Genomic DNA, 16,698 nt, shown 5'->3' with positions numbered 1-16,698 from the left:
GTCCGCCTACTTGGACGCGGTGATGCCCACGATCTTGCCGATCGTGCCATTGAAGTCCTGGACGCACTGCGTGGAGCAGCGCGCGGCCCACTTCGGCACGATGGTTTCGGCCAGGACCTTTTTGAGCAGCGCCTGATCGGTCTCGGAAGGCTGGACCAGCGTCATCTTGCCCTTGACCGCCTGCTTGCAGCCGGCGGCGCCGGTGTTGCAGTCGTAGCCCTGCTGCGTCTCGGCGGCGGCGTCGGCCCAGATCTTCTCGAACATCGCGTCCAGGTTCTTCTGCAGGAAATCGCGGACCTTGGGATCGAGCTTGTTCCAGTACGCCTTGTTGGCGGCGTGGATCTGCTGGTTCCAGTTGATCGGCAGGGCGTACAGGTGCGTGCTGACCTCGTACCACTTGGCCGAGTAGCCCGACATCGAGCCGGTGATGGCGCAGTCGACCACGCCGTTCTGCAGGGCCGGCACGACCTCGCCGAAGGGCAGGGTCACGCTGCTGCCGCCGAAGGCCTCGACGAACTCGGCCTGAGTGCGGCTGCTGGTGCGCACCTTCTTGCCCTTGAGGTCGGCCAGGCCGTTCATCGCGCCGTTGCAGAACAGCACCTGCGCGGGATAGGAGGAGAAGCCGAGCACCTTGATGTTCTGCTTGTCGTAGAAGGCCTCGTAGGCCGGGGAATAGGCGTCGGTCACCTGCTTGGCGATGGCGGCGGTGGGCGCCAGGCCGGCCAGATCGATGGCCTCGTTGATGGGGTTGTCGCTGGCGAAGTAGGCCAGGGTCGAGGTGCCGACCGGGATCACGCCTTGGGACATCAGGCGCAGCATTTCCGGGCCCTTCAGGCCCATCTCGTTGAAGCCCTTGATGGTGGCCGTGACCTGGCCGTTCGACAGTTCGGGCACGGTCCTGGTCCAGAAGGGCTGCTCGAAGTTCTGGTAGAGCGTCAGGTTGCTGAGGGCGCCCGCGACCTGGATCTGGGTCTTGGGCAGGCCGTCCACCTTGTCTTGCGCGGCGGCGGCGGAGGCGAGCAGGACGGCGCCTGCGGTGAGCGTGATGGTGGCCAGATGCTTCATGGGGTCTCCTCGGGATGTCGAGTGCATTGAGTGGGTGGCTCCTCCGGATTGCACCGTGGCGGCCCCCGTCGCGTCCAATCATCAATCGGCATGCCTGGTCATAACGAATCTTTATCAATTCATCGTAATTTGTTGTTTTTAAGGAGATTTAATGTGTTTTTCCGAGCGTTTCATCCGGCGATTTCCGGGAGAAGGCTAGGGTTATCACTGATCCTTCCTGGCCCCCGCCTGGCGCGCGATTTCCTGCGCCAGCCGCGCGACGGTCAGGGCCGTGTGGCTGTCGGGCGTGTCCAGCCAGCAGGCGTGGAAGTCGATGTCGGGCAGGGTGCTGTCGGTGCGCAGGATGCGCAGCTTGCCCTGTTCCAGTTCTTCGGCGATCACGGCGGGCGCGATCACGCAGGGCCCCATGCCGTGGCGCGCCATGTGGACGATGGTGCTGAGCGACGCGCTGCCGTACAGGCGGGGTTCCTTGATCCCCGCGTCCTGCAGGATGCGCTTGACCGCGTGATGCGGCCTGCTGGCCGGCGGGTAGGTGATGATGGGATAGGCCGCCAGTTCCCCCGCCTTGACGGTGCGGCCGTGCAGGCGCAGGCTGGGGCTGGCGACCCAGGCCAGGGAATAGTCCCGGAGGTGCAGGCTGTGCTCGCGCGGATCCTGCGACGTCCCCACCAGCATGGCCAGGTCGATCTGGTGTGACAACAATTGCGCGCGCAGCACGTGGCTGGTGTCCACCTGCAGCTCCACCACCAGCGCCGGATGGCGCTGGTGCAGCCGTTCGAGCAGTTCCGGCAGCCAGGTGTGCACCAGGGTTTCGGCCACGCCCAGCCGGAACAGCCCGCGGACCGGGGACGCCTGCCGGGCGGCCGTCAGCATCTCGGTGCGCATGTCGATGATGCGGCGAGCGTGGGACAGCAGTTCCTGCCCCTTTTCAGTCAGCTTGATGCCGCGCGCGCTGCGCTCGAACAGCCGCACGGACAACGACGATTCCAGCGCCGCGATGCGCTGCGAGATCGCCGGCTGCGTGGTGTGGAGCTTTTCCGCGGCGACCCGGAAGCTCTCGACCTCGGCGACCCATACGAAGGCTTCGATGTGCTTGAAATCCATGATTGATCGCGACGGGAACCCCTGCCCGCGGGTGGGGGAGGATGTCAATGGGCGGGGTACAATCGCAGTTTCCTCCAGGCCGGGCCTCGACCCCGCCTTCCGATACACAAGGATAATCGAATTCATGGCACTGCAATGCGGCATCGTTGGCCTGCCCAACGTCGGCAAATCCACCCTGTTCAACGCCCTGACCAAGGCCGGCATCGCGGCGGAGAACTACCCGTTCTGCACCATCGAGCCCAACGTCGGCGTGGTCGAGGTCCCGGATCCGCGCCTGGCGCAGCTGTCGGTCATCGTGAAGCCCGAGCGCGTCGTGCCCGCCGTGGTTGAATTCGTCGACATCGCCGGCCTGGTGGCGGGCGCGTCCAAGGGCGAAGGCCTGGGCAACCAGTTCCTGGCCAACATCCGCGAAACCGACGCCATCGTCCACGTCGTGCGCTGTTTCGAGGACGAGAACGTCGTCCACGTCGCCGGCCGTATCGATCCGATCTCCGATATCGAGGTCATCAACACCGAGCTTGCCCTGGCCGACCTGGCCGCCGCCGACAAGGCCCTGCAGAAGAACCGCAAGCTGGCCAATTCAGGCGACAAGGAAGCCATCCGCCTGGTGGCCCTGCTGGAGCGCATCGTGACGGTGCTGGACCAGGGCAAGTCCGTGCGCGGCCTGGACCTGGACGAGGACGAGCAGGCGCTGGTCAAGGGCTACTGTTTCATCACCGCCAAGCGCGCCATGTACGTCGCCAACGTCAAGGACAACGGCTTCAAGGACAACCCGCACCTGAAGGCGGTACAGGACTACGCCGCCGCCGAAAACGCCCCCGTGGTCGCCGTCTGCGCCGCCATCGAGGCCGAGATCGCCGACCTGGACGACGAGGACAAGACCGTCTTCCTGGAAGACATGGGCATGACCGAGCCCGGCCTGGACCGCGTCATCCGCGCGGGCTACCAGTTGCTGGGCCTGCAGACCTATTTCACCGCCGGCGTGAAGGAAGTCCGCGCCTGGACCATCCCCGTCGGCGCCACCGCCCCCCAGGCGGCCGGCGTCATCCACACCGACTTCGAACGCGGCTTCATCCGCGCCCAGACCATCGCTTTCGACGACTTCATCGCCTGCAAGGGCGAGCAGGGCGCGAAGGAAGCCGGGAAGATGCGGGCGGAAGGGAAGGAGTACGTGGTGAAGGATGGGGATGTGATGAATTTTTTGTTCAACGTGTAAGTGGTACATACCGTTCATCCACGTTCATCCAAGTTCGGAATGCCCCTGAACCCCGCGTAGATGCGGGGTTTTTTGTTTATTGTTGTTCTCGGTTGTTCGTTGCTATCCACTTCAAAAGCGGGTGTGTTGGCGGGTATGACCCTGAAGCCCGCTATAGAAAAAGCGGGTATGGCAGAAAAGCGAGATTTCCCGTGCTGACTGATACCAAGTGCAGAACCGCGAAAGCCCAGGACAAGCCCTATAAGCTGACCGACGGCAAGGGCCTGTATCTGGAAGTCAAACCCAACGGCGTGAAGGCGTGGCGCTACCGCTTCAAGCTGGTCCGCGAGGGCGTCATCAAGGAAAGCGTGTTTGCCATTGGCGATTACGTCACGGCGCCAAGCGGCGAGACGCCGGAGGCTGCTCATGCCCGCCGGGCTGGCGGTGGCTTCACGCTGGCCGAAGCACGAGATGAGCGGATTAAGGCGCGCGCACTGGTCAAGCAGGGCATCAACCCCGCCCATAATCGCCAACTGGAGCGCGTGAAGCGCGAGCAGGACAGTGCCAACACCTTTGAGGCCGTGGCGCGCGAGTGGGTGGCGCTCAAGACGTGGGAGCCAATCACCAAAAAGCGTCGGCTCGACATGTTGACCCGCGTGGTCTTTCCGAAAATCGGCGTGCTGCCCGTCAAGCAGATCACGCCGGCGCATATCCTCGACGTGCTGAAGACTGCCGCCAAGAAGAACGGGCCGAGCGTGGCGGCGGAGGCCAAGCGCACCATGGCCGGCGTGTTCGAACCGGCGGTGTCCACTCTTCGCGCCGAAATAGACCCGACCTATCCCGTGCGCAAGGCGCTCCCAGCCAACAAGACCCAGCACAAGCGCCCCTCGCGCCTGAAGAAGTCGGGCAACTGCTGCGCGACTTCGACGGCCATGGCGGCAAGTTCGAGACGGCCTGCGCATTCCGCTTGATGTGGTGGACGCTGTGCCGTCCCATCGAGATTGCTGAGGCCAGGTGGGAAGAATTCAACCTGGACGCCGCCGTGTGGCGTATCCCTGAAGGCCGTATGAAGATGCGCCGGGAGCACACCGTGCCGCTCTCCACGCAAGCCGTCGAAATGCTGCGCGCCCTGCACGGTGTGACGGGCCGCTATGCGTTGCTCTTCCCCAACCGTGATGACCGCAAAAAGGCAATGGCGACGGCCTCTTTCCGGCAAGCCTTGCTGGTGCTGGTGCTGGGTTGGGCTGGCAAGTTCAGCCCCCACGCTACTCGTACCACGGACAGCACGCTCTTGAACGGAATGGGATACCTGGCGGACTGGATCGAACGCCAGCTCGCGCACACGGAGCCTAACGCTGTGCGCCGCACATACAACCGTGCGGACTATCTGGCCGACCGGGCCAAGATGATGCAGCAGTGGGCCGATACGCTCGATGCGTGGAAGCAGAGCGAGCCGGGGAGGGTGGTGCCGCTGCGCGCCACGGCGGCGTAACTATGGCGGGCAGGATACCTTTCAGAGGTGGGGGGCGGCACGCATCACGCTTCGGCCATACTTCCGAGTTCGGGGATGAACTCATCGAGTCGCTTACCCGCATTCTCGGAAAGAAAATCACTCAGAAAGACTGGGGCTATCTGGCTCAAGCCATCGCCATGGCGAAAGCGGATAACGACCGACAAACCAGAAATCGAGCAACCCGAAAAGACGCACTGGCACAACTCAAAGCCATGCTGCGGATGAAGTGCCATTTTGGCATGACACTGAGGGTGTGAGCACCCTTGCGATTAATGCTGTCATATGTAATACTATGTGTTATAGATAATTTACCGGGGCCAGTACGTGAGGGTTTTCAAGAACGCTTGGTTCGAGCGCTTTGCCCGCAAACAGGGCATCGCGGACAAGGCGCTTCTGGAAGCCGTTGGGCGTGCCGAGCGAGGCCTGGTTGACGCTGACCTTGGTGGCGGCGTCATCAAGCAGCGCGTGGCGCGGCCTGGGCAGGGCAAGTCAGGCGGTTTCCGCACCATCATCTTGTACCGCACGGCCGGGCGGGCTTTCTTCGTGTACGGGTTCGCCAAGAGCGACCGCGACAACATCGACGATGACGAAGAGGCCAATTTCAAAAAGGCGGCGGAGCATGTGCTGGGGCTGTCGGAAACGCACTTGGCCGAGTTGATCGGCAAGGGGCAATTGACGGAGGTACACGATCATGGCGAAGAATTACCGGGGTGAAGCCTACGCGGCCATCCACGAGACGATGGAGGCCCTGCATGAAGTGGGCGCCATCGACAAGCAGACCATGCGCGAGTTCGACGAAAGCTGCCTGACGCCGGCGCAACCCATGCCGCCTGAGCGCATCCGCGCGCTGCGCGAGCGCGAGCACTTGTCGCAGCCAATCTTTGCCCTCTACCTGAACGTGAGCAAGAACCTTGTCTCCGACTGGGAGCGCGGTGTAAAGAAGCCCGGCGGCCCGGCCTTGCGCCTGCTGACCGTGGTGGAAAAAAATGGCATCCAGGCTATTGCCTGATCGGTTAGATGAATTTCGGACGTTAAGAGAGGATGTCCATGGGGCACTTTGCTGTTGGAATCGTTTCCGTCGTTTTTGCGGTTGCATTGCCTGTGGTTTATTTTTTTGGTTTTCAGGTGCGTCGTCTTGGTGCTTGGTCGAAGCGGCAGGACGGCCCGAAGGATCGCGTGTGGTTTTTCCTGCTTGTGTTTGCGATTGTAGGCTTTGGCTTTGGCAGTTTCGCGCAGCCCTTGTGGGACGCGGGTATCGAATGTCAGGCGGCAGGACAGCCGTTGGTTTCATGCGTTCTTTCACCTATGTAACGTGGTGATGTACTTTTTCAAAAGCGGGTATGAAAGCGGGTGCGAAATGACCATGCCAGCCAGTACAGCAAGCAATGGCGCGGCTCGTAGTGCCCCGCTCTTCCCGTTCAACGTGTGAGAATAGGGCAATCGAGCCGCAGAAATAAGGTATCCACGAGGAAAATACCCCATTTCAGCCCGATGCCCTCCCAACACGCGAGCGGCGAATAATCCCATAATCACCGCATTCTCTGCGGTGAATCCCTTGTCCTCGCACCAAATCCGCCCCATAATTACCGCATGAATAGCGGTGATTACCTCTACATTTGGCAAGCTCCCGACTGGCCGGACTGGCGCTACGATCTGGCGGCGCTGGCCGAGCCCCTGTCGCGGGTCAGCCGCGCGCAAGGCTTGCTGCTGGGGCGCCTCGCCGACGTCGGCCTGGGCCTGCGTGACGAGGTCAGCCTGGCCGCGCTGACGGACGACGTGCTCAAGACCAGCGAGATCGAAGGCGAACATTTGAACGCCGCTTCGGTGCGCTCGTCGCTTGCGCGCCGTCTCGGGGTGGATATCGGTGCGCTGACCCCGGCCGATCGGCATGTGGAAGGTGTCGTGGAGATGGTGCTCGACGCCACGGTCAGCAATGCCGACCCGCTGACGGTCGAGCGTCTGTTCGGGTGGCATGCCGCGCTGTTCCCGACGGGTTATTCGGACTTGAGCCGGATCGTCACTGGTGCCTGGCGGGATGATGCGCATGGGCCGATGCGGGTGGTGTCCGGTCCCGTGGGTCGCCAGAAAGTGCACTATGAGGCCCCTCCCGCCGCGCGCCTGCCGGCGGAACTCGCGCGCTTTCTGGGGTGGGTGAATGCGCCCGATGCGGCGGCGCCGGCACTGATCCGGGCCGGGCTCGGTCACCTGTGGTTCGTCACGCTGCATCCTTTCGAGGATGGCAATGGCCGTGTGGCTCGGGCCATCGGCGACCTGCTGTTGGCCCGGGCCGATGGCAGTCCGCAGCGCTTCTATAGCCTGTCGGCGCAGATTCGGCGCGAACGCAAGGCGTATTACGACATCCTGGAGCGCACGCAAAAAGGGACGCTGGATGTGACCGAGTGGCTGCTGTGGTTCCTGCGGATGCTGGACGAGGCAGTGGGCTATGCGCATCGGTCGCTGGATGCCGTACTGGACAAGGCGAGATTCTGGCAGCGCGTGTCGGGCGCCTCGCTGAATGCCCGACAGGTGCGGGTGCTGAATCGCCTGCTCGATGGCTTCGAGGGCAAGTTGACCAGCGGAAAATGGGCGGCGCTCGCCAAGTGCTCGCCTGACACCGCGCTACGGGACATCAACGAACTGGTCGCCATGGGCGTATTGCAGCGCTCGGAGGCGGGCGGGCGCAGCACCAGCTACGCTCTCAAGCCACCCCATTCTCCCGCGCCCTGAACCGGGGCCGCTCACCCAAATGCCGGTAGTAGGCCTCGACCGCCGGCGGCGGGGAATGATTGACGTGCATCTCGGACCTGCGGTTCGCGGACAGCCCGATGGCCCGCCCCCCAGACCGCCATCCTGTTATAAACGGTCATCGACAGTCGAATGGGAGTATCTCGATGACCGCTCGGAAACGTTCCTTCCCGATTCTGTGCGCCGGCCTGCTCGCGTTCGCCGGTCTCCAGGCCGCACCGGCCGCGGATGCCTGCACGCGTCTCGTCTACCTCGGCGCCGGCGATCAGGTGATCACGGCGCGATCCATGGACTGGAAGACCGACGTCGGGACGAATCTGTGGGCGTTCCCGCGCGGCATGCGGCGGTCCGGAGAGGCGGGGCCGAACTCGATCGAATGGACGTCGAAGTACGGCAGCGTCATCGCGTCGGGCTACGATATTTCGACCACCGACGGCATGAACGAGGCCGGGCTCGTCGCCAACGTGCTGTGGCTGGTCGAGTCCTCCTATCCCGAATACGATGGCACGACGCCGGGCCTGTCCCTGGCGGCCTGGGCACAATATGCGCTGGACAATTTCGCCACCGTCCAGGAGGCGGTCGATGTTCTGGCGAAGGAGCCTTTCACCCTCGTCACCGACCGGGTGCCGGGCGAGGACCGGCTCGCCACCCTGCACCTGTCCCTGTCGGATGCCGGCGGCGACAGCGCCATCGTCGAGTACATCGGAGGGCGACAGGTCATCCACCACAGCCGCGATTACCAGGTGATGACCAATTCCCCGGTGTTCGAGCAGCAGCTCGCGCTGAACGCCTACTGGCGGCAGATCGGCGGCACCGTCATGCTGCCGGGCACGAACCGGGCCTCCGATCGCTATGCGCGCGCCGCCTTCTACGTGAACGCGATTCCGAAGAGCGAGAGCCCGGCCGAGGCGATCGCGAGCGTCTTCAGCGTGATCCGCAATGTGTCCGTGCCCTATGGCATCACCACGCCGGACCAGCCCAACATCTCGTCCACGCGCTGGCGGACGGTCGCCGACCACAAGCACAAGCGCTATTTCTTCGAGTCGGCGCTCACGCCGAACGTCTTCTGGGTCGATCTGGAGAAACTGGATTTTTCCGAGAGCACCGGCCGGGTGATGAAGCTCGAGCTCGGCCCCGACCAGACGCGGATCCACTCCGGGATGGCCAACGGCCAGTTCACGCCGGCCGAGCCGTTCCGGTTCCTGGGGCTCTGACCGCGCCGTGGCCGCGCCGCGCCGGTCAACTGGGGTAAGCTAACGCCTGCGGACCCGCTGGGCCCACGCAACCGTTTCCGGTCCTTTTCCCATGCCCGCCTCTCCCGCTCCATCCTCCCCCTCGGACGACTATTACCGGCTGACCGTGCCCCTGCTGCTGACCGTGGCGCTGGTGGGCGTGTTCGCCTTCATTCAGGTGTATTCGGTGCAGTCGATCCTGCCCGAATTGCGGCGGGACCTGAACGCCTCCGTGGTCGAGATCGGCAATGCCGTGGGGATGACGGTGCTGGCGGTGGCGCTGATCTCGCCCTTCATCGGCATGCTGTCCGACGCCCTGGGGCGCAAATGGCTGATCACGGTGTCCGTGTTCGCGCTGGCCGTGCCCACGGCGCTGATGACGCAGGTGCAGTCCGTGCACGGGTTGCTGGTGCTGCGCTTTCTGCAGGGGCTGGCCGTGCCGGGCGTGTCGGTGGTGGCGATCGCCTATATCGGCGAGGAATTCCGCGGCGCCGCGATGGTGCGGCTGGTCACCGGATACATCACAGGCTCGGTGCTGGGCGGTTTCCTGGGCCGCTTCCTGATGGGGCACTTGACCGAATTCATGGCCTGGCGCACGGCATTCGGCGCGATGGCGGCGATCAACCTGGCAGGCGCCTGGCTGGTCTGGCGCGGCCTGCCGCCCTCGCGCCATTTCGTGGCCAATGTCCGGGTCGCCGACAACCTGGCGTCGCTGGGCCGGCTGCTGCGCAATCCCGCCCTGCGGGTGGCCTGTGCGCTGGGCTTCACAGTGCTGTTCGCCCTGGTCGGGCTGTTCACCTTCGTCAACCTGCATCTGGCGGCCGCTCCCTACCATTTCAGTCCGGGCGACCTGGCCAACATTTTCAGCGTCTATCTGCTGGGGGTAGTGGTCACGCCGCTGGCGGGGCAGGTGATCCCGCGCATCGGCTCACGGCGCACGGTGCTGGCGGCGGTGGCCGTGTCCGCGCTGGGCGTGCTGGGGTCGCTGGCGGCGCCGGTCTGGGCCATCGTGGCCGCGCTGGCCGTGGCGGCCTGCGGGGTGTTCGTGACACAGTCGGCAACGATGAGCTTCATCGCCCACCGGGTCACCAGCGGCCGTTCATTGGCCAGCGGCCTGTATTACGGGGCGTATTATTGCGGCGGCTTCGCGGGCGCCTGGGGGTGCGGCATCGCCTACACCGTGGGAGGCTGGCCCGGCACCGTGGCCACGCTGTGCGCCGTGCAGGCGGTGGGGTGGTTGATCGCCTGGCGCTTCATGCCCGGCCTTGCGCAGCCGCTCGGGACAGGCGAACCGCCGCGTGCCGGATCGGCCTCCGCTCGCAGACCTTGAAAGACTCGATGAACCCGCCCGAACTGCCCGCCGATCCGCTCGATTTTCTGCCGTGTCCCACGCCCGAGGCCTGGGTGCGGACCGCCCTGACGCAACAGGACGTGCTGCTGCTCGACCACCGAAACTGTGAACTGAAGGCGGCCGCGACCGCGATGAGCCTGATCGCGCGCTACGGCCAGGATGCCGAGCTGTCGATGGCCTTGTCGAAGCTGGCCCGCGAAGAACTGGTACACCATGAACAGGTGCTGCGTATCCTGAGGCGGCGCGGCATCGAGCTACGGCCGCTCACGGCCAGCCGCTACGCGTCGGGATTGCGGGCGACAGTACGCACCCACGAACCGGCGAAGCTGGTCGATACCCTGATCGTAGGGGCCTTCATCGAGGCCCGTTCCTGCGAGCGCTTCGCCGCGCTGGTGCCGCATCTGGACGAGGATCTGGCCGCGTTCTACGCCGGGTTGCTGCAATCGGAAAATCGTCACTATCAAGGCTACCTGCGGTTCGCGCGGCGCTTCGGCGAGGCCCGCGACGTGGAACGCGCGGTACTCCGGATCCGCGCGGCGGAACGGGAACTGATCGAGTCGCCGGACGCCGAATTCCGCTTCCACAGCGGCTGCCCGGCCGGCGGCGCCGCGGCCTGAGCCGGTGCGGCCCCGCCTCGATTTCCGCGCGGGGCGGGACGTGGCGTCTGGAGCCCGCCGCGCCGGTCACGCGCGGCTACATCCCCGAACTGCCGACCTTGGCCGCCAGGCCCAGCAGCACCACGCCGATGGCGCGGTCGAACCAGCGCAGGCGGGTGCGCAGCCATTGCAGCATGCGCGGGGCCGAGAACAGCGTGGCCACCAGGGCGAACCACAGCAGGGATTCGGCCACCAGCAGGGTCCAGACGACGGCCAGGTGCGCGCCGCCCAGGTCCGGGGTGACCGCCTGGGACAGGATGGAGCCGAAATACAGCATGGCCTTGGGGTTGAGCAGGTTGGTGAAGAACCCGGTCACGTAGGCGCGCCGCCCGCCCGGGGCGGAGGAGCCCGATTCGGGCATGTGGCCCTTGGAGCGCAGGCACTGGATGCCCAGCCACATCAGGTAGAGCGCGCCGGCGATGGACAGGGCGCGCGACAGGCCCGGCAGGGCGGCCAGCACCAGGGTCAGGCCCATCAGGCTGACCAGGGTGTAGACGCCGATGGCGCTGGCGACCCCGGCCGCCGCCCACAGGCCTGCGCGCCGGCCCGACACGATGGACAGGCGGGTGACGACGGCGAAATCGGGGCCGGGCGAGACCAGGGCCACGGCGTGGATCGTCATGACGAGCAGCAGGGTATGCAGGAACATGGGGCCGCCTGAGTGTGGAGGAGGACGCGGGAACGATTGTCGCGCAAACCGGCGGCCGGCGCATCGGGCGGTGCGCCCGCGTCAGTGCAGGTCCCGCGTGTAGACGAATTTCGGCATGCTCCAGCCGAAGCGCAGGGCCAGCAATCGCAGCGCCAGGCCGATCGCCAGCGCGCCGCCCGTGACGGTTTCCTGGTGCAGGTCCAGCGCCAGGCCGGCGACGTACAGGGCGCCCGCGACGATGGACACCGTGGCGTAGAGTTCGGCGCGGAACAACAGCGGGACTTCGTTGCACAGCACGTCGCGCAGCACGCCGCCCACGCAGCCGGTGATCATGCCCGAGACGATGGCGATGCTCCAGGGCAGATCCAGGCCCAGGGCGATGTCGCAGCCGATCACGGTGAAGACCACCAGCCCGACGGCGTCCAGGAACAGGAACAGGTGCCGCAGCGGGTGGATGAACCGGGCGACCGCGATGGTGACCAGGGCCGCGCCGCCGGTGAGCAGCAGGTAGGACGGATGCGCGATCCAGGACAGGGGGTGGTGGTCCAGCAGCAGGTCGCGCACCGAGCCGCCGCCCAGCGCGGTGATGCAGCCCAGCAGGCAAACGCCCAGCCAGTCCATTTCCCGCCGCCCGGCCGCGAGCGCGGCGGTCATGGCTTCGGCGGCGATGGCGACGAGGAACAGGACATGCAGGAATTCATTGGTGATCGGATCGTTCGGCAAAGAGGGCTCCCGGGGTGACGGCGGCCCGGCAAGCGTATCGCTCCCGGCCGCGCCGCGCAATGCATCCGCTGGCACCGGGACTGCGGCTGAAGGGCCTGCCGCCGCTGTATCTCGCGCGGCTGCCTCTGGTCCTGCCGGGCTGCACGGGTCTGACGCGGTGGATGAAGGGCATCTATTTCCGCCGCCGGGGCTGGCAGCAGAAGGCCGCCGAAGCCCCGCCGGTACGGGGCTGTCGCTGGCCGCGCGGTTCGGATTCGTCCACGTCGCGGCCAGTCTTCAGCCGTGGCATCTCTCCACCTCGCCGCTTGCAAGCGGCCCGGATTCGTCAGGCATAGGTCAGTCCTCAGGGACTGACCTATGCCCTGCCTCATCCAAACCGGATGCCCTGCGCCAGCGGCAGCGCGCGGGAATAGTTGACGGTGTTGGTGGCGCGGCGCATGTAGGCCTTCCAGGCGTCGGACCCGGATTCGCGCCCGCCGCCGGTTTCTTTCTCGCCGCCGAAGGCCCCGCCGATCTCCGCGCCCGAGGTGCCGATGTTGACGTTGGCGATGCCGCAGTCCGATCCCGTGGCGCCCAGGAAGGTCTCGGCCTCGCGCAGGTCCGTGGTGAAGATCGCCGAGGACAGGCCCTGCGGGACGTCGTTGTGCAGCGCCAGGGCCTCGTCGAACTCGCGGTAGCGCAGGATGTACAGGATCGGAGCGAAGGTTTCGTGACGCACGACGTCCGTCTGTCCGGGCATGTCGGCCAGGGCCGGGCGGACGTACCAGGCGCCCGGGTAGCGGTCGGCCAGCAGGCGTTCGCCGCCCGTGACTGCGCCGCCCTGGGCGCGGGCCTGTTCCAGCGCCGCCTGCATGGCCTCGTAGGCGGCCCGATCGATCAGCGGACCGACCAGGGTGCCGGGGTCCAGCGGATCACCCACCGCGGCGCTGGCGTAGGCGGCCTTCAGCCGTGCCAGCAGGGCGTCGGCGACCGATTCGTGGACGATCAGGCGGCGCGTGGTGGTGCAGCGCTGGCCGGCCGTGCCGATGGCGCCGAACAGGATGCCGCGCGCGGCCATGTCCAGGTCGGCCGACGGGGCCACGATAATGGCGTTGTTGCCGCCCAGTTCCAGCAGGCAGCGGCCGAAGCGCCGCGCCACGCGCGGCCCGACCTCGCGGCCCATGCGCGTGGACCCGGTGGCCGAGACCAGCGCCACCCGGGGGTCGTCGACCAGCGCTTCGCCCGGCTCGCGGGCGCCGACCAGCACGTGCAGCAGGCCGTCGGGCGCGTCGCCGAAACGGGCCAACGCGCGCTGGAACAGCGCCTGGCAGGCGAGCGCCGTCAGCGGTGTCTTTTCCGAGGGCTTCCAGACGACCGGGTCGCCGCAGACCAGGGCCAGGGCGGCGTTCCAGGACCAGACCGCCACCGGGAAATTGAAGGCGGAAATCACCCCCACCACGCCCAGCGGGTGCCAGGTCTCCATCATGCGGTGGCCGGGCCGCTCGGACGCGATGGTCAGGCCGTGCAGTTGCCGCGACAGGCCGACGGCGAAGTCGCAGATGTCGATCATTTCCTGGACTTCGCCCTCGCCCTCGGCGGCGATCTTGCCGGCTTCGAGGGAGACCAGGCGGCCCAGCGCCCGCTTGTGGGCGCGCAATTCCTCGCCCAGCAGGCGCACCAGTTCGCCGCGCCGGGGCGCGGGCACCTGGCGCCAGGCGAGGAAGGCGTCGTGCGCCTGGGCGATCATGCGGCGGCTGTCGTCCGCGCTGTGCGGACGCAGGTCCGCCAATCGGGCGCCGTCGATGGGGGAGTGGACCGGCAAGCCGCCGGCGCGAAGCGTATCGGCCTCCAGGCCGAATGTGCGTAGAAGATCCTGATGATTCATGGCGTGGCTCCGGGCTGTCTCGAAAAAGTCGATGAAAGGGACCGATCCGGGACAGGATATCACGCACTTTTTAAATAAGAAAAAAATTTTCCTCCAGGGAAAATACCTAGAGAAAATGGAAAAATTTGCTTCCACAATGACCTCGCAATCGGACGTGTCACACCGCCCGACGATCCCGATGACTTGTTCAGATGATCCCTAGAGGAGCGCAGCAGGATGGATCAAACGCATTTCGACGTCATCATCGCAGGCGGCGCCGCCGTCGGCAGCGCGGCGGCTTATTTCCTGACCGCCGACCCCGATTTCAACGGCTCCGTGGCCGTCATCGAACCCGATCCCACCTATCAGCATTGCGCAACGGCGCTCTCGGCCGCGTCTATCCGCCATCAGTTCTCCACCGAGGAGAACATCCGCATGTCACGCTTTGGCACGGAGTTTCTGCGCACCTTCGCCGACACCCTGGCGGTGGACGACGTCCGGCCCGATCCGGCCTTCCACGAAGGCGGTTACCTGTTCCTGGCTACGCCTGCCGGTCTGCCCATCCTGCGGGAAAACCACGTCGTGCAGTGCCGCGAAGGGGCGGACATCGCCCTGCTGGATGCCGCCGCGCTGCGCGCCCGGTATCCTTGGCTGAACGTGGACGACCTGGCCGCCGGCGCGCTGGGCCTGAGCGGTGAAGGCTGGCTGGACGCCTACGGCATGATGCAGGGCTTGCGGCACAAGGCCATCGCCCAGGGCGCCGCCTATCTGGCGCGCCGGGTCACGGGCATCGACCGGACCGGCGCGCAAGTCACGGGCGTGCGTCTCGATGACGGCACGCGGCTGTCCTGCGGATCCCTGATCAACGCCGCCGGCACCGGCGCGCCGGCGCTGTCGCGTCTGGCGGGCATCGAACTGCCGGTGCAGGCGCGCAAGCGCAGCGTCTTCTATGTGCAATGCCCGGAGCGCCTGCCGGGCTGCCCCATGGTGATCGATCCCAGCGGGGCGTATTTCCGTCCCGAGGGGCAGGGCTTCATCACCGGTATCGCGCCGCCGCCGGACCAGGATGCGGAATGCCTGGATTTCGATGTGCAGCATGCCTTGTTCGAGGAGGTGCTCTGGCCCGTGTTGGCCCAGCGCGTGCCGGCCTTCGAGGCGCTGCGCTGCGGGCGCAGCTGGGCAGGGCACTACGACATGAATCTGGTCGACCAGAACGTGATCCTGGGTCTGCACCCCGATCTGCACAATCTTTATTTCGCCAATGGCTTCAGCGGCCACGGGATGCAGCAGTCGCCCGCCGTCGGCCGGGCCTTGTCGGAACTGATCGTCCATGGGCGGTTCCGGACGCTGGATCTGAGCCGGATGGGGTGGCGGCGCATTCTGGAAGGCCAGCCCATCATCGAGAAAAACGTCGTGTAAATCATGCCTGTGAAGTCGGCAGGGTATGCCGGAAAGTTCCGGCTGATCGAAGGAGGAGGCAGTATGCAGCAGCGTTTCTTATCTGTGTGCGTCGGTATGGCGCTTTTGGCGGGCGTGTCCTCGGCCGTTCAGGCTCAGGATGAAATCAAGATCGGCGTCGCCGGTCCGTTTACAGGGCCGAATGCCGCGTTTGGCGATCAGCTCTGGACCGGCGCCCAGTCGGCGGCGGAGGCGCTCAATGCCCAGGGCGGGATCAAGGGCAAGAAAATCGTGCTTATCAAGGGCGACGATGCCTGCGAACCCAAGCAGGCCGTGGCGGTGGCGCACCGGCTCGTGGACCAGGATCGTGTGGCGGCGGTGGTCGGGCATTTCTGCTCGTCCAGCACGATTCCCGCCTCGGAGATTTATGACGAGGCCAATATTCTGTCGATGGCCACAGGATCCACCAATCCGGAGGTCACCGAGCGCAGCCTGCCCACCGTCACCCGGATCTGCGGGCGGGATGACCAGCAGGCCGTGGTGCTGGGGGGCTTCATCGCCAAGAACCTGAAAGCCGCCACGGTGGCGATCATCCATGACAAGGACACCTATGGCCGGGGGGTGGCGGATGCGACCCGTTCGGAAACCGAGCGCCATGGGGTGAAGACGGCGCTGTACGACGGGGTGACGCGCGGCGAGCGCGACTACAACGCGCTGGTTACCAAGATCCGCGCCGCGAATGTGGATGCGGTGTTCTTCGGCGGTCTGTATGCCGAAGCGGGCACGCTGGTGCGGCAGATGCGCGAACAGGGTTTGACGATTCCCTTTGTGTCGGATGACGGGATCGTCGATCCTGCGTTCGTGACGGCCGCCGGCGGCAAGCAATATGCCCAGGGTGTGTATATGTCGTTCCCGGAAGACCCGCGCAAGATCGAGGCCGGCCGCCTGATCGTTGAAAAGCTCGCGTCCGAGGGCAAGGGTTCCGACGGCTTTACCTTGTATGCCTATGCGGCGGTGCAGGCGGTGTCGGCGGCGATTGCCGGCACGGGCACGACGGAAGGCGACAAGCTGGCCGGCTGGCTCAAGCAGCACAACGTGTCCACGGTGCTGGGTGAAAAAGGCTGGAACGCCAAGGGGGATCTGACCAGGCCCAGCGTGGTGATGTACCAGTGGGACGCCGACGGCCATTACGCCGAACTGCCTGCGGCGAAGTAAGGAAACGGC

General features: G+C 65.8%; 19 protein-coding genes. 14 read left to right on the top strand and 5 right to left on the bottom strand.

Going from position 1 to position 16,698, the window contains the following annotated elements:
• Positions 1 to 6: 6 nt before the first annotated feature.
• Together ACTPOE_RS15265 and ACTPOE_RS15260 are read right to left on the bottom strand one after the other, a co-directional pair.
• Positions 7 to 1,065: a TRAP transporter substrate-binding protein gene (locus tag ACTPOE_RS15265; protein ID WP_458873092.1), complete on the bottom strand. Its 1,059-nt coding sequence runs from the start codon at positions 1,063 to 1,065 to the stop codon at positions 7 to 9.
• Between the two features lie 204 nt (positions 1,066 to 1,269).
• Positions 1,270 to 2,172, bottom strand: coding sequence for a LysR family transcriptional regulator (locus ACTPOE_RS15260; RefSeq protein ID WP_458873508.1), 903 nt, complete (start codon positions 2,170 to 2,172; stop codon positions 1,270 to 1,272).
• A gap of 121 nt (positions 2,173 to 2,293) precedes the next feature.
• On the opposite strand from ACTPOE_RS15260, the gene ychF reads away from it, so the two are divergent.
• The 11 genes from ychF (at position 2,294) to ACTPOE_RS15205 (ending at position 10,822) form a co-directional block, all read left to right on the top strand.
• Complete coding sequence (gene ychF / locus ACTPOE_RS15255; protein WP_458873091.1) at positions 2,294 to 3,385, top strand: redox-regulated ATPase YchF; 1,092 nt, start codon at positions 2,294 to 2,296, stop codon at positions 3,383 to 3,385.
• A 191-nt stretch (positions 3,386 to 3,576) separates the two neighbouring features.
• The gene (locus ACTPOE_RS15250; protein WP_458873090.1) at positions 3,577 to 4,335 is read left to right on the top strand and encodes a tyrosine-type recombinase/integrase; all 759 of its coding nucleotides are present in this window, start codon (positions 3,577 to 3,579) and stop codon (positions 4,333 to 4,335) included.
• Entirely contained in the window at positions 4,275 to 4,856 is a 582-nt protein-coding gene (locus ACTPOE_RS15245; RefSeq protein ID WP_458873507.1) for a tyrosine-type recombinase/integrase, read from the top strand. The genes ACTPOE_RS15250 and ACTPOE_RS15245 overlap by 61 nt, the downstream gene beginning before the upstream one ends.
• A 2-nt stretch (positions 4,857 to 4,858) precedes the next feature.
• The gene (locus tag ACTPOE_RS15240; RefSeq protein ID WP_458873089.1) at positions 4,859 to 5,134 is read left to right on the top strand and encodes a hypothetical protein; all 276 of its coding nucleotides are present in this window, start codon (positions 4,859 to 4,861) and stop codon (positions 5,132 to 5,134) included.
• A gap of 67 nt (positions 5,135 to 5,201) precedes the next feature.
• A complete protein-coding gene (locus ACTPOE_RS15235; RefSeq protein WP_458873088.1) occupies positions 5,202 to 5,591 on the top strand; it encodes a type II toxin-antitoxin system RelE/ParE family toxin in 390 nt (129 codons plus the stop codon).
• The gene (locus ACTPOE_RS15230) at positions 5,569 to 5,886 is read left to right on the top strand and encodes a helix-turn-helix domain-containing protein (RefSeq protein WP_458873087.1); all 318 of its coding nucleotides are present in this window, start codon (positions 5,569 to 5,571) and stop codon (positions 5,884 to 5,886) included. Before ACTPOE_RS15235 ends, ACTPOE_RS15230 begins: the two co-directional genes overlap by 23 nt.
• A gap of 38 nt (positions 5,887 to 5,924) precedes the next feature.
• Positions 5,925 to 6,188, top strand: a complete 264-nt coding sequence (locus ACTPOE_RS15225) for a hypothetical protein (RefSeq protein ID WP_458873086.1) — start codon at positions 5,925 to 5,927, stop codon at positions 6,186 to 6,188.
• 279 nt (positions 6,189 to 6,467) lie between these two features.
• The gene (locus ACTPOE_RS15220; RefSeq protein ID WP_458873085.1) at positions 6,468 to 7,604 is read left to right on the top strand and encodes a Fic family protein; all 1,137 of its coding nucleotides are present in this window, start codon (positions 6,468 to 6,470) and stop codon (positions 7,602 to 7,604) included.
• Between the two features lie 164 nt (positions 7,605 to 7,768).
• Positions 7,769 to 8,836 carry a linear amide C-N hydrolase gene (locus tag ACTPOE_RS15215; RefSeq protein WP_458873084.1) on the top strand — a complete coding sequence of 356 codons (1,068 nt, stop codon included), beginning with the start codon at positions 7,769 to 7,771 and terminating at the stop codon, positions 8,834 to 8,836.
• A 91-nt stretch (positions 8,837 to 8,927) separates the two neighbouring features.
• Entirely contained in the window at positions 8,928 to 10,184 is a 1,257-nt protein-coding gene (locus ACTPOE_RS15210) for an MFS transporter (RefSeq protein WP_458873083.1), read from the top strand.
• 8 nt (positions 10,185 to 10,192) lie between these two features.
• Positions 10,193 to 10,822: a MiaE family protein gene (locus ACTPOE_RS15205; protein ID WP_458873082.1), complete on the top strand. Its 630-nt coding sequence runs from the start codon at positions 10,193 to 10,195 to the stop codon at positions 10,820 to 10,822.
• A gap of 76 nt (positions 10,823 to 10,898) precedes the next feature.
• On the opposite strand, the gene ACTPOE_RS15200 is transcribed toward ACTPOE_RS15205, so the two are convergent.
• A complete protein-coding gene (locus ACTPOE_RS15200; protein WP_458873081.1) occupies positions 10,899 to 11,510 on the bottom strand; it encodes a LysE family translocator in 612 nt (203 codons plus the stop codon).
• An 81-nt stretch (positions 11,511 to 11,591) separates the two neighbouring features.
• On the bottom strand, positions 11,592 to 12,233 hold the full coding sequence (locus tag ACTPOE_RS15195; RefSeq protein ID WP_458873080.1) for a trimeric intracellular cation channel family protein: 642 nt from the start codon (positions 12,231 to 12,233) through the stop codon (positions 11,592 to 11,594).
• A gap of 59 nt (positions 12,234 to 12,292) precedes the next feature.
• Here ACTPOE_RS15195 and ACTPOE_RS15190 point away from each other — a divergent pair, with 59 nt between their 5' ends.
• Complete coding sequence (locus tag ACTPOE_RS15190; protein WP_458873079.1) at positions 12,293 to 12,568, top strand: hypothetical protein; 276 nt, start codon at positions 12,293 to 12,295, stop codon at positions 12,566 to 12,568.
• Positions 12,569 to 12,600: 32 nt separating this feature from the next.
• On the opposite strand, the gene amaB is transcribed toward ACTPOE_RS15190, so the two are convergent.
• A complete protein-coding gene (amaB, locus tag ACTPOE_RS15185) occupies positions 12,601 to 14,097 on the bottom strand; it encodes an L-piperidine-6-carboxylate dehydrogenase (RefSeq protein WP_458873078.1) in 1,497 nt (498 codons plus the stop codon).
• 216 nt (positions 14,098 to 14,313) lie between these two features.
• On the opposite strand from amaB, the gene ACTPOE_RS15180 reads away from it, so the two are divergent.
• Positions 14,314 to 15,495: an NAD(P)/FAD-dependent oxidoreductase gene (locus tag ACTPOE_RS15180; protein ID WP_458873077.1), complete on the top strand. Its 1,182-nt coding sequence runs from the start codon at positions 14,314 to 14,316 to the stop codon at positions 15,493 to 15,495.
• A gap of 63 nt (positions 15,496 to 15,558) precedes the next feature.
• Positions 15,559 to 16,689, top strand: coding sequence for a branched-chain amino acid ABC transporter substrate-binding protein (locus ACTPOE_RS15175; protein WP_458873076.1), 1,131 nt, complete (start codon positions 15,559 to 15,561; stop codon positions 16,687 to 16,689).
• The last annotated feature ends 9 nt before the right edge of the window (positions 16,690 to 16,698 follow it).

The sequence above is a fragment of the Castellaniella sp. WN genome, assembly GCF_054457555.1.
The sequence above is the reverse complement of the archived record's forward strand: the minus strand, read 5'-3'. Positions and strand labels throughout refer to the sequence as shown.

What these genes read in the sequence shown, in the direction of transcription:
- ACTPOE_RS15200 (WP_458873081.1), bottom strand. Translation starts at nt 11,510, where the DNA reads ATGTTCCTGCATACCCTGCTGCTCGTCATGACGATCCACGCCGTGGCC.
- ACTPOE_RS15230 (WP_458873087.1), top strand. Translation starts at nt 5,569, where the DNA reads ATGGCGAAGAATTACCGGGGTGAAGCCTACGCGGCCATCCACGAGACG.
- amaB (WP_458873078.1), bottom strand. Translation starts at nt 14,097, where the DNA reads ATGAATCATCAGGATCTTCTACGCACATTCGGCCTGGAGGCCGATACG.
- ACTPOE_RS15190 (WP_458873079.1), top strand. Translation starts at nt 12,293, where the DNA reads ATGCATCCGCTGGCACCGGGACTGCGGCTGAAGGGCCTGCCGCCGCTG.
- ACTPOE_RS15215 (WP_458873084.1), top strand. Translation starts at nt 7,769, where the DNA reads ATGACCGCTCGGAAACGTTCCTTCCCGATTCTGTGCGCCGGCCTGCTC.
- ACTPOE_RS15265 (WP_458873092.1), bottom strand. Translation starts at nt 1,065, where the DNA reads ATGAAGCATCTGGCCACCATCACGCTCACCGCAGGCGCCGTCCTGCTC.
- ACTPOE_RS15225 (WP_458873086.1), top strand. Translation starts at nt 5,925, where the DNA reads ATGGGGCACTTTGCTGTTGGAATCGTTTCCGTCGTTTTTGCGGTTGCA.
- ACTPOE_RS15205 (WP_458873082.1), top strand. Translation starts at nt 10,193, where the DNA reads ATGAACCCGCCCGAACTGCCCGCCGATCCGCTCGATTTTCTGCCGTGT.
- ACTPOE_RS15175 (WP_458873076.1), top strand. Translation starts at nt 15,559, where the DNA reads ATGCAGCAGCGTTTCTTATCTGTGTGCGTCGGTATGGCGCTTTTGGCG.
- ACTPOE_RS15240 (WP_458873089.1), top strand. Translation starts at nt 4,859, where the DNA reads ATGGCGGGCAGGATACCTTTCAGAGGTGGGGGGCGGCACGCATCACGC.
- ychF (WP_458873091.1), top strand. Translation starts at nt 2,294, where the DNA reads ATGGCACTGCAATGCGGCATCGTTGGCCTGCCCAACGTCGGCAAATCC.
- ACTPOE_RS15210 (WP_458873083.1), top strand. Translation starts at nt 8,928, where the DNA reads ATGCCCGCCTCTCCCGCTCCATCCTCCCCCTCGGACGACTATTACCGG.
- ACTPOE_RS15220 (WP_458873085.1), top strand. Translation starts at nt 6,468, where the DNA reads ATGAATAGCGGTGATTACCTCTACATTTGGCAAGCTCCCGACTGGCCG.
- ACTPOE_RS15180 (WP_458873077.1), top strand. Translation starts at nt 14,314, where the DNA reads ATGGATCAAACGCATTTCGACGTCATCATCGCAGGCGGCGCCGCCGTC.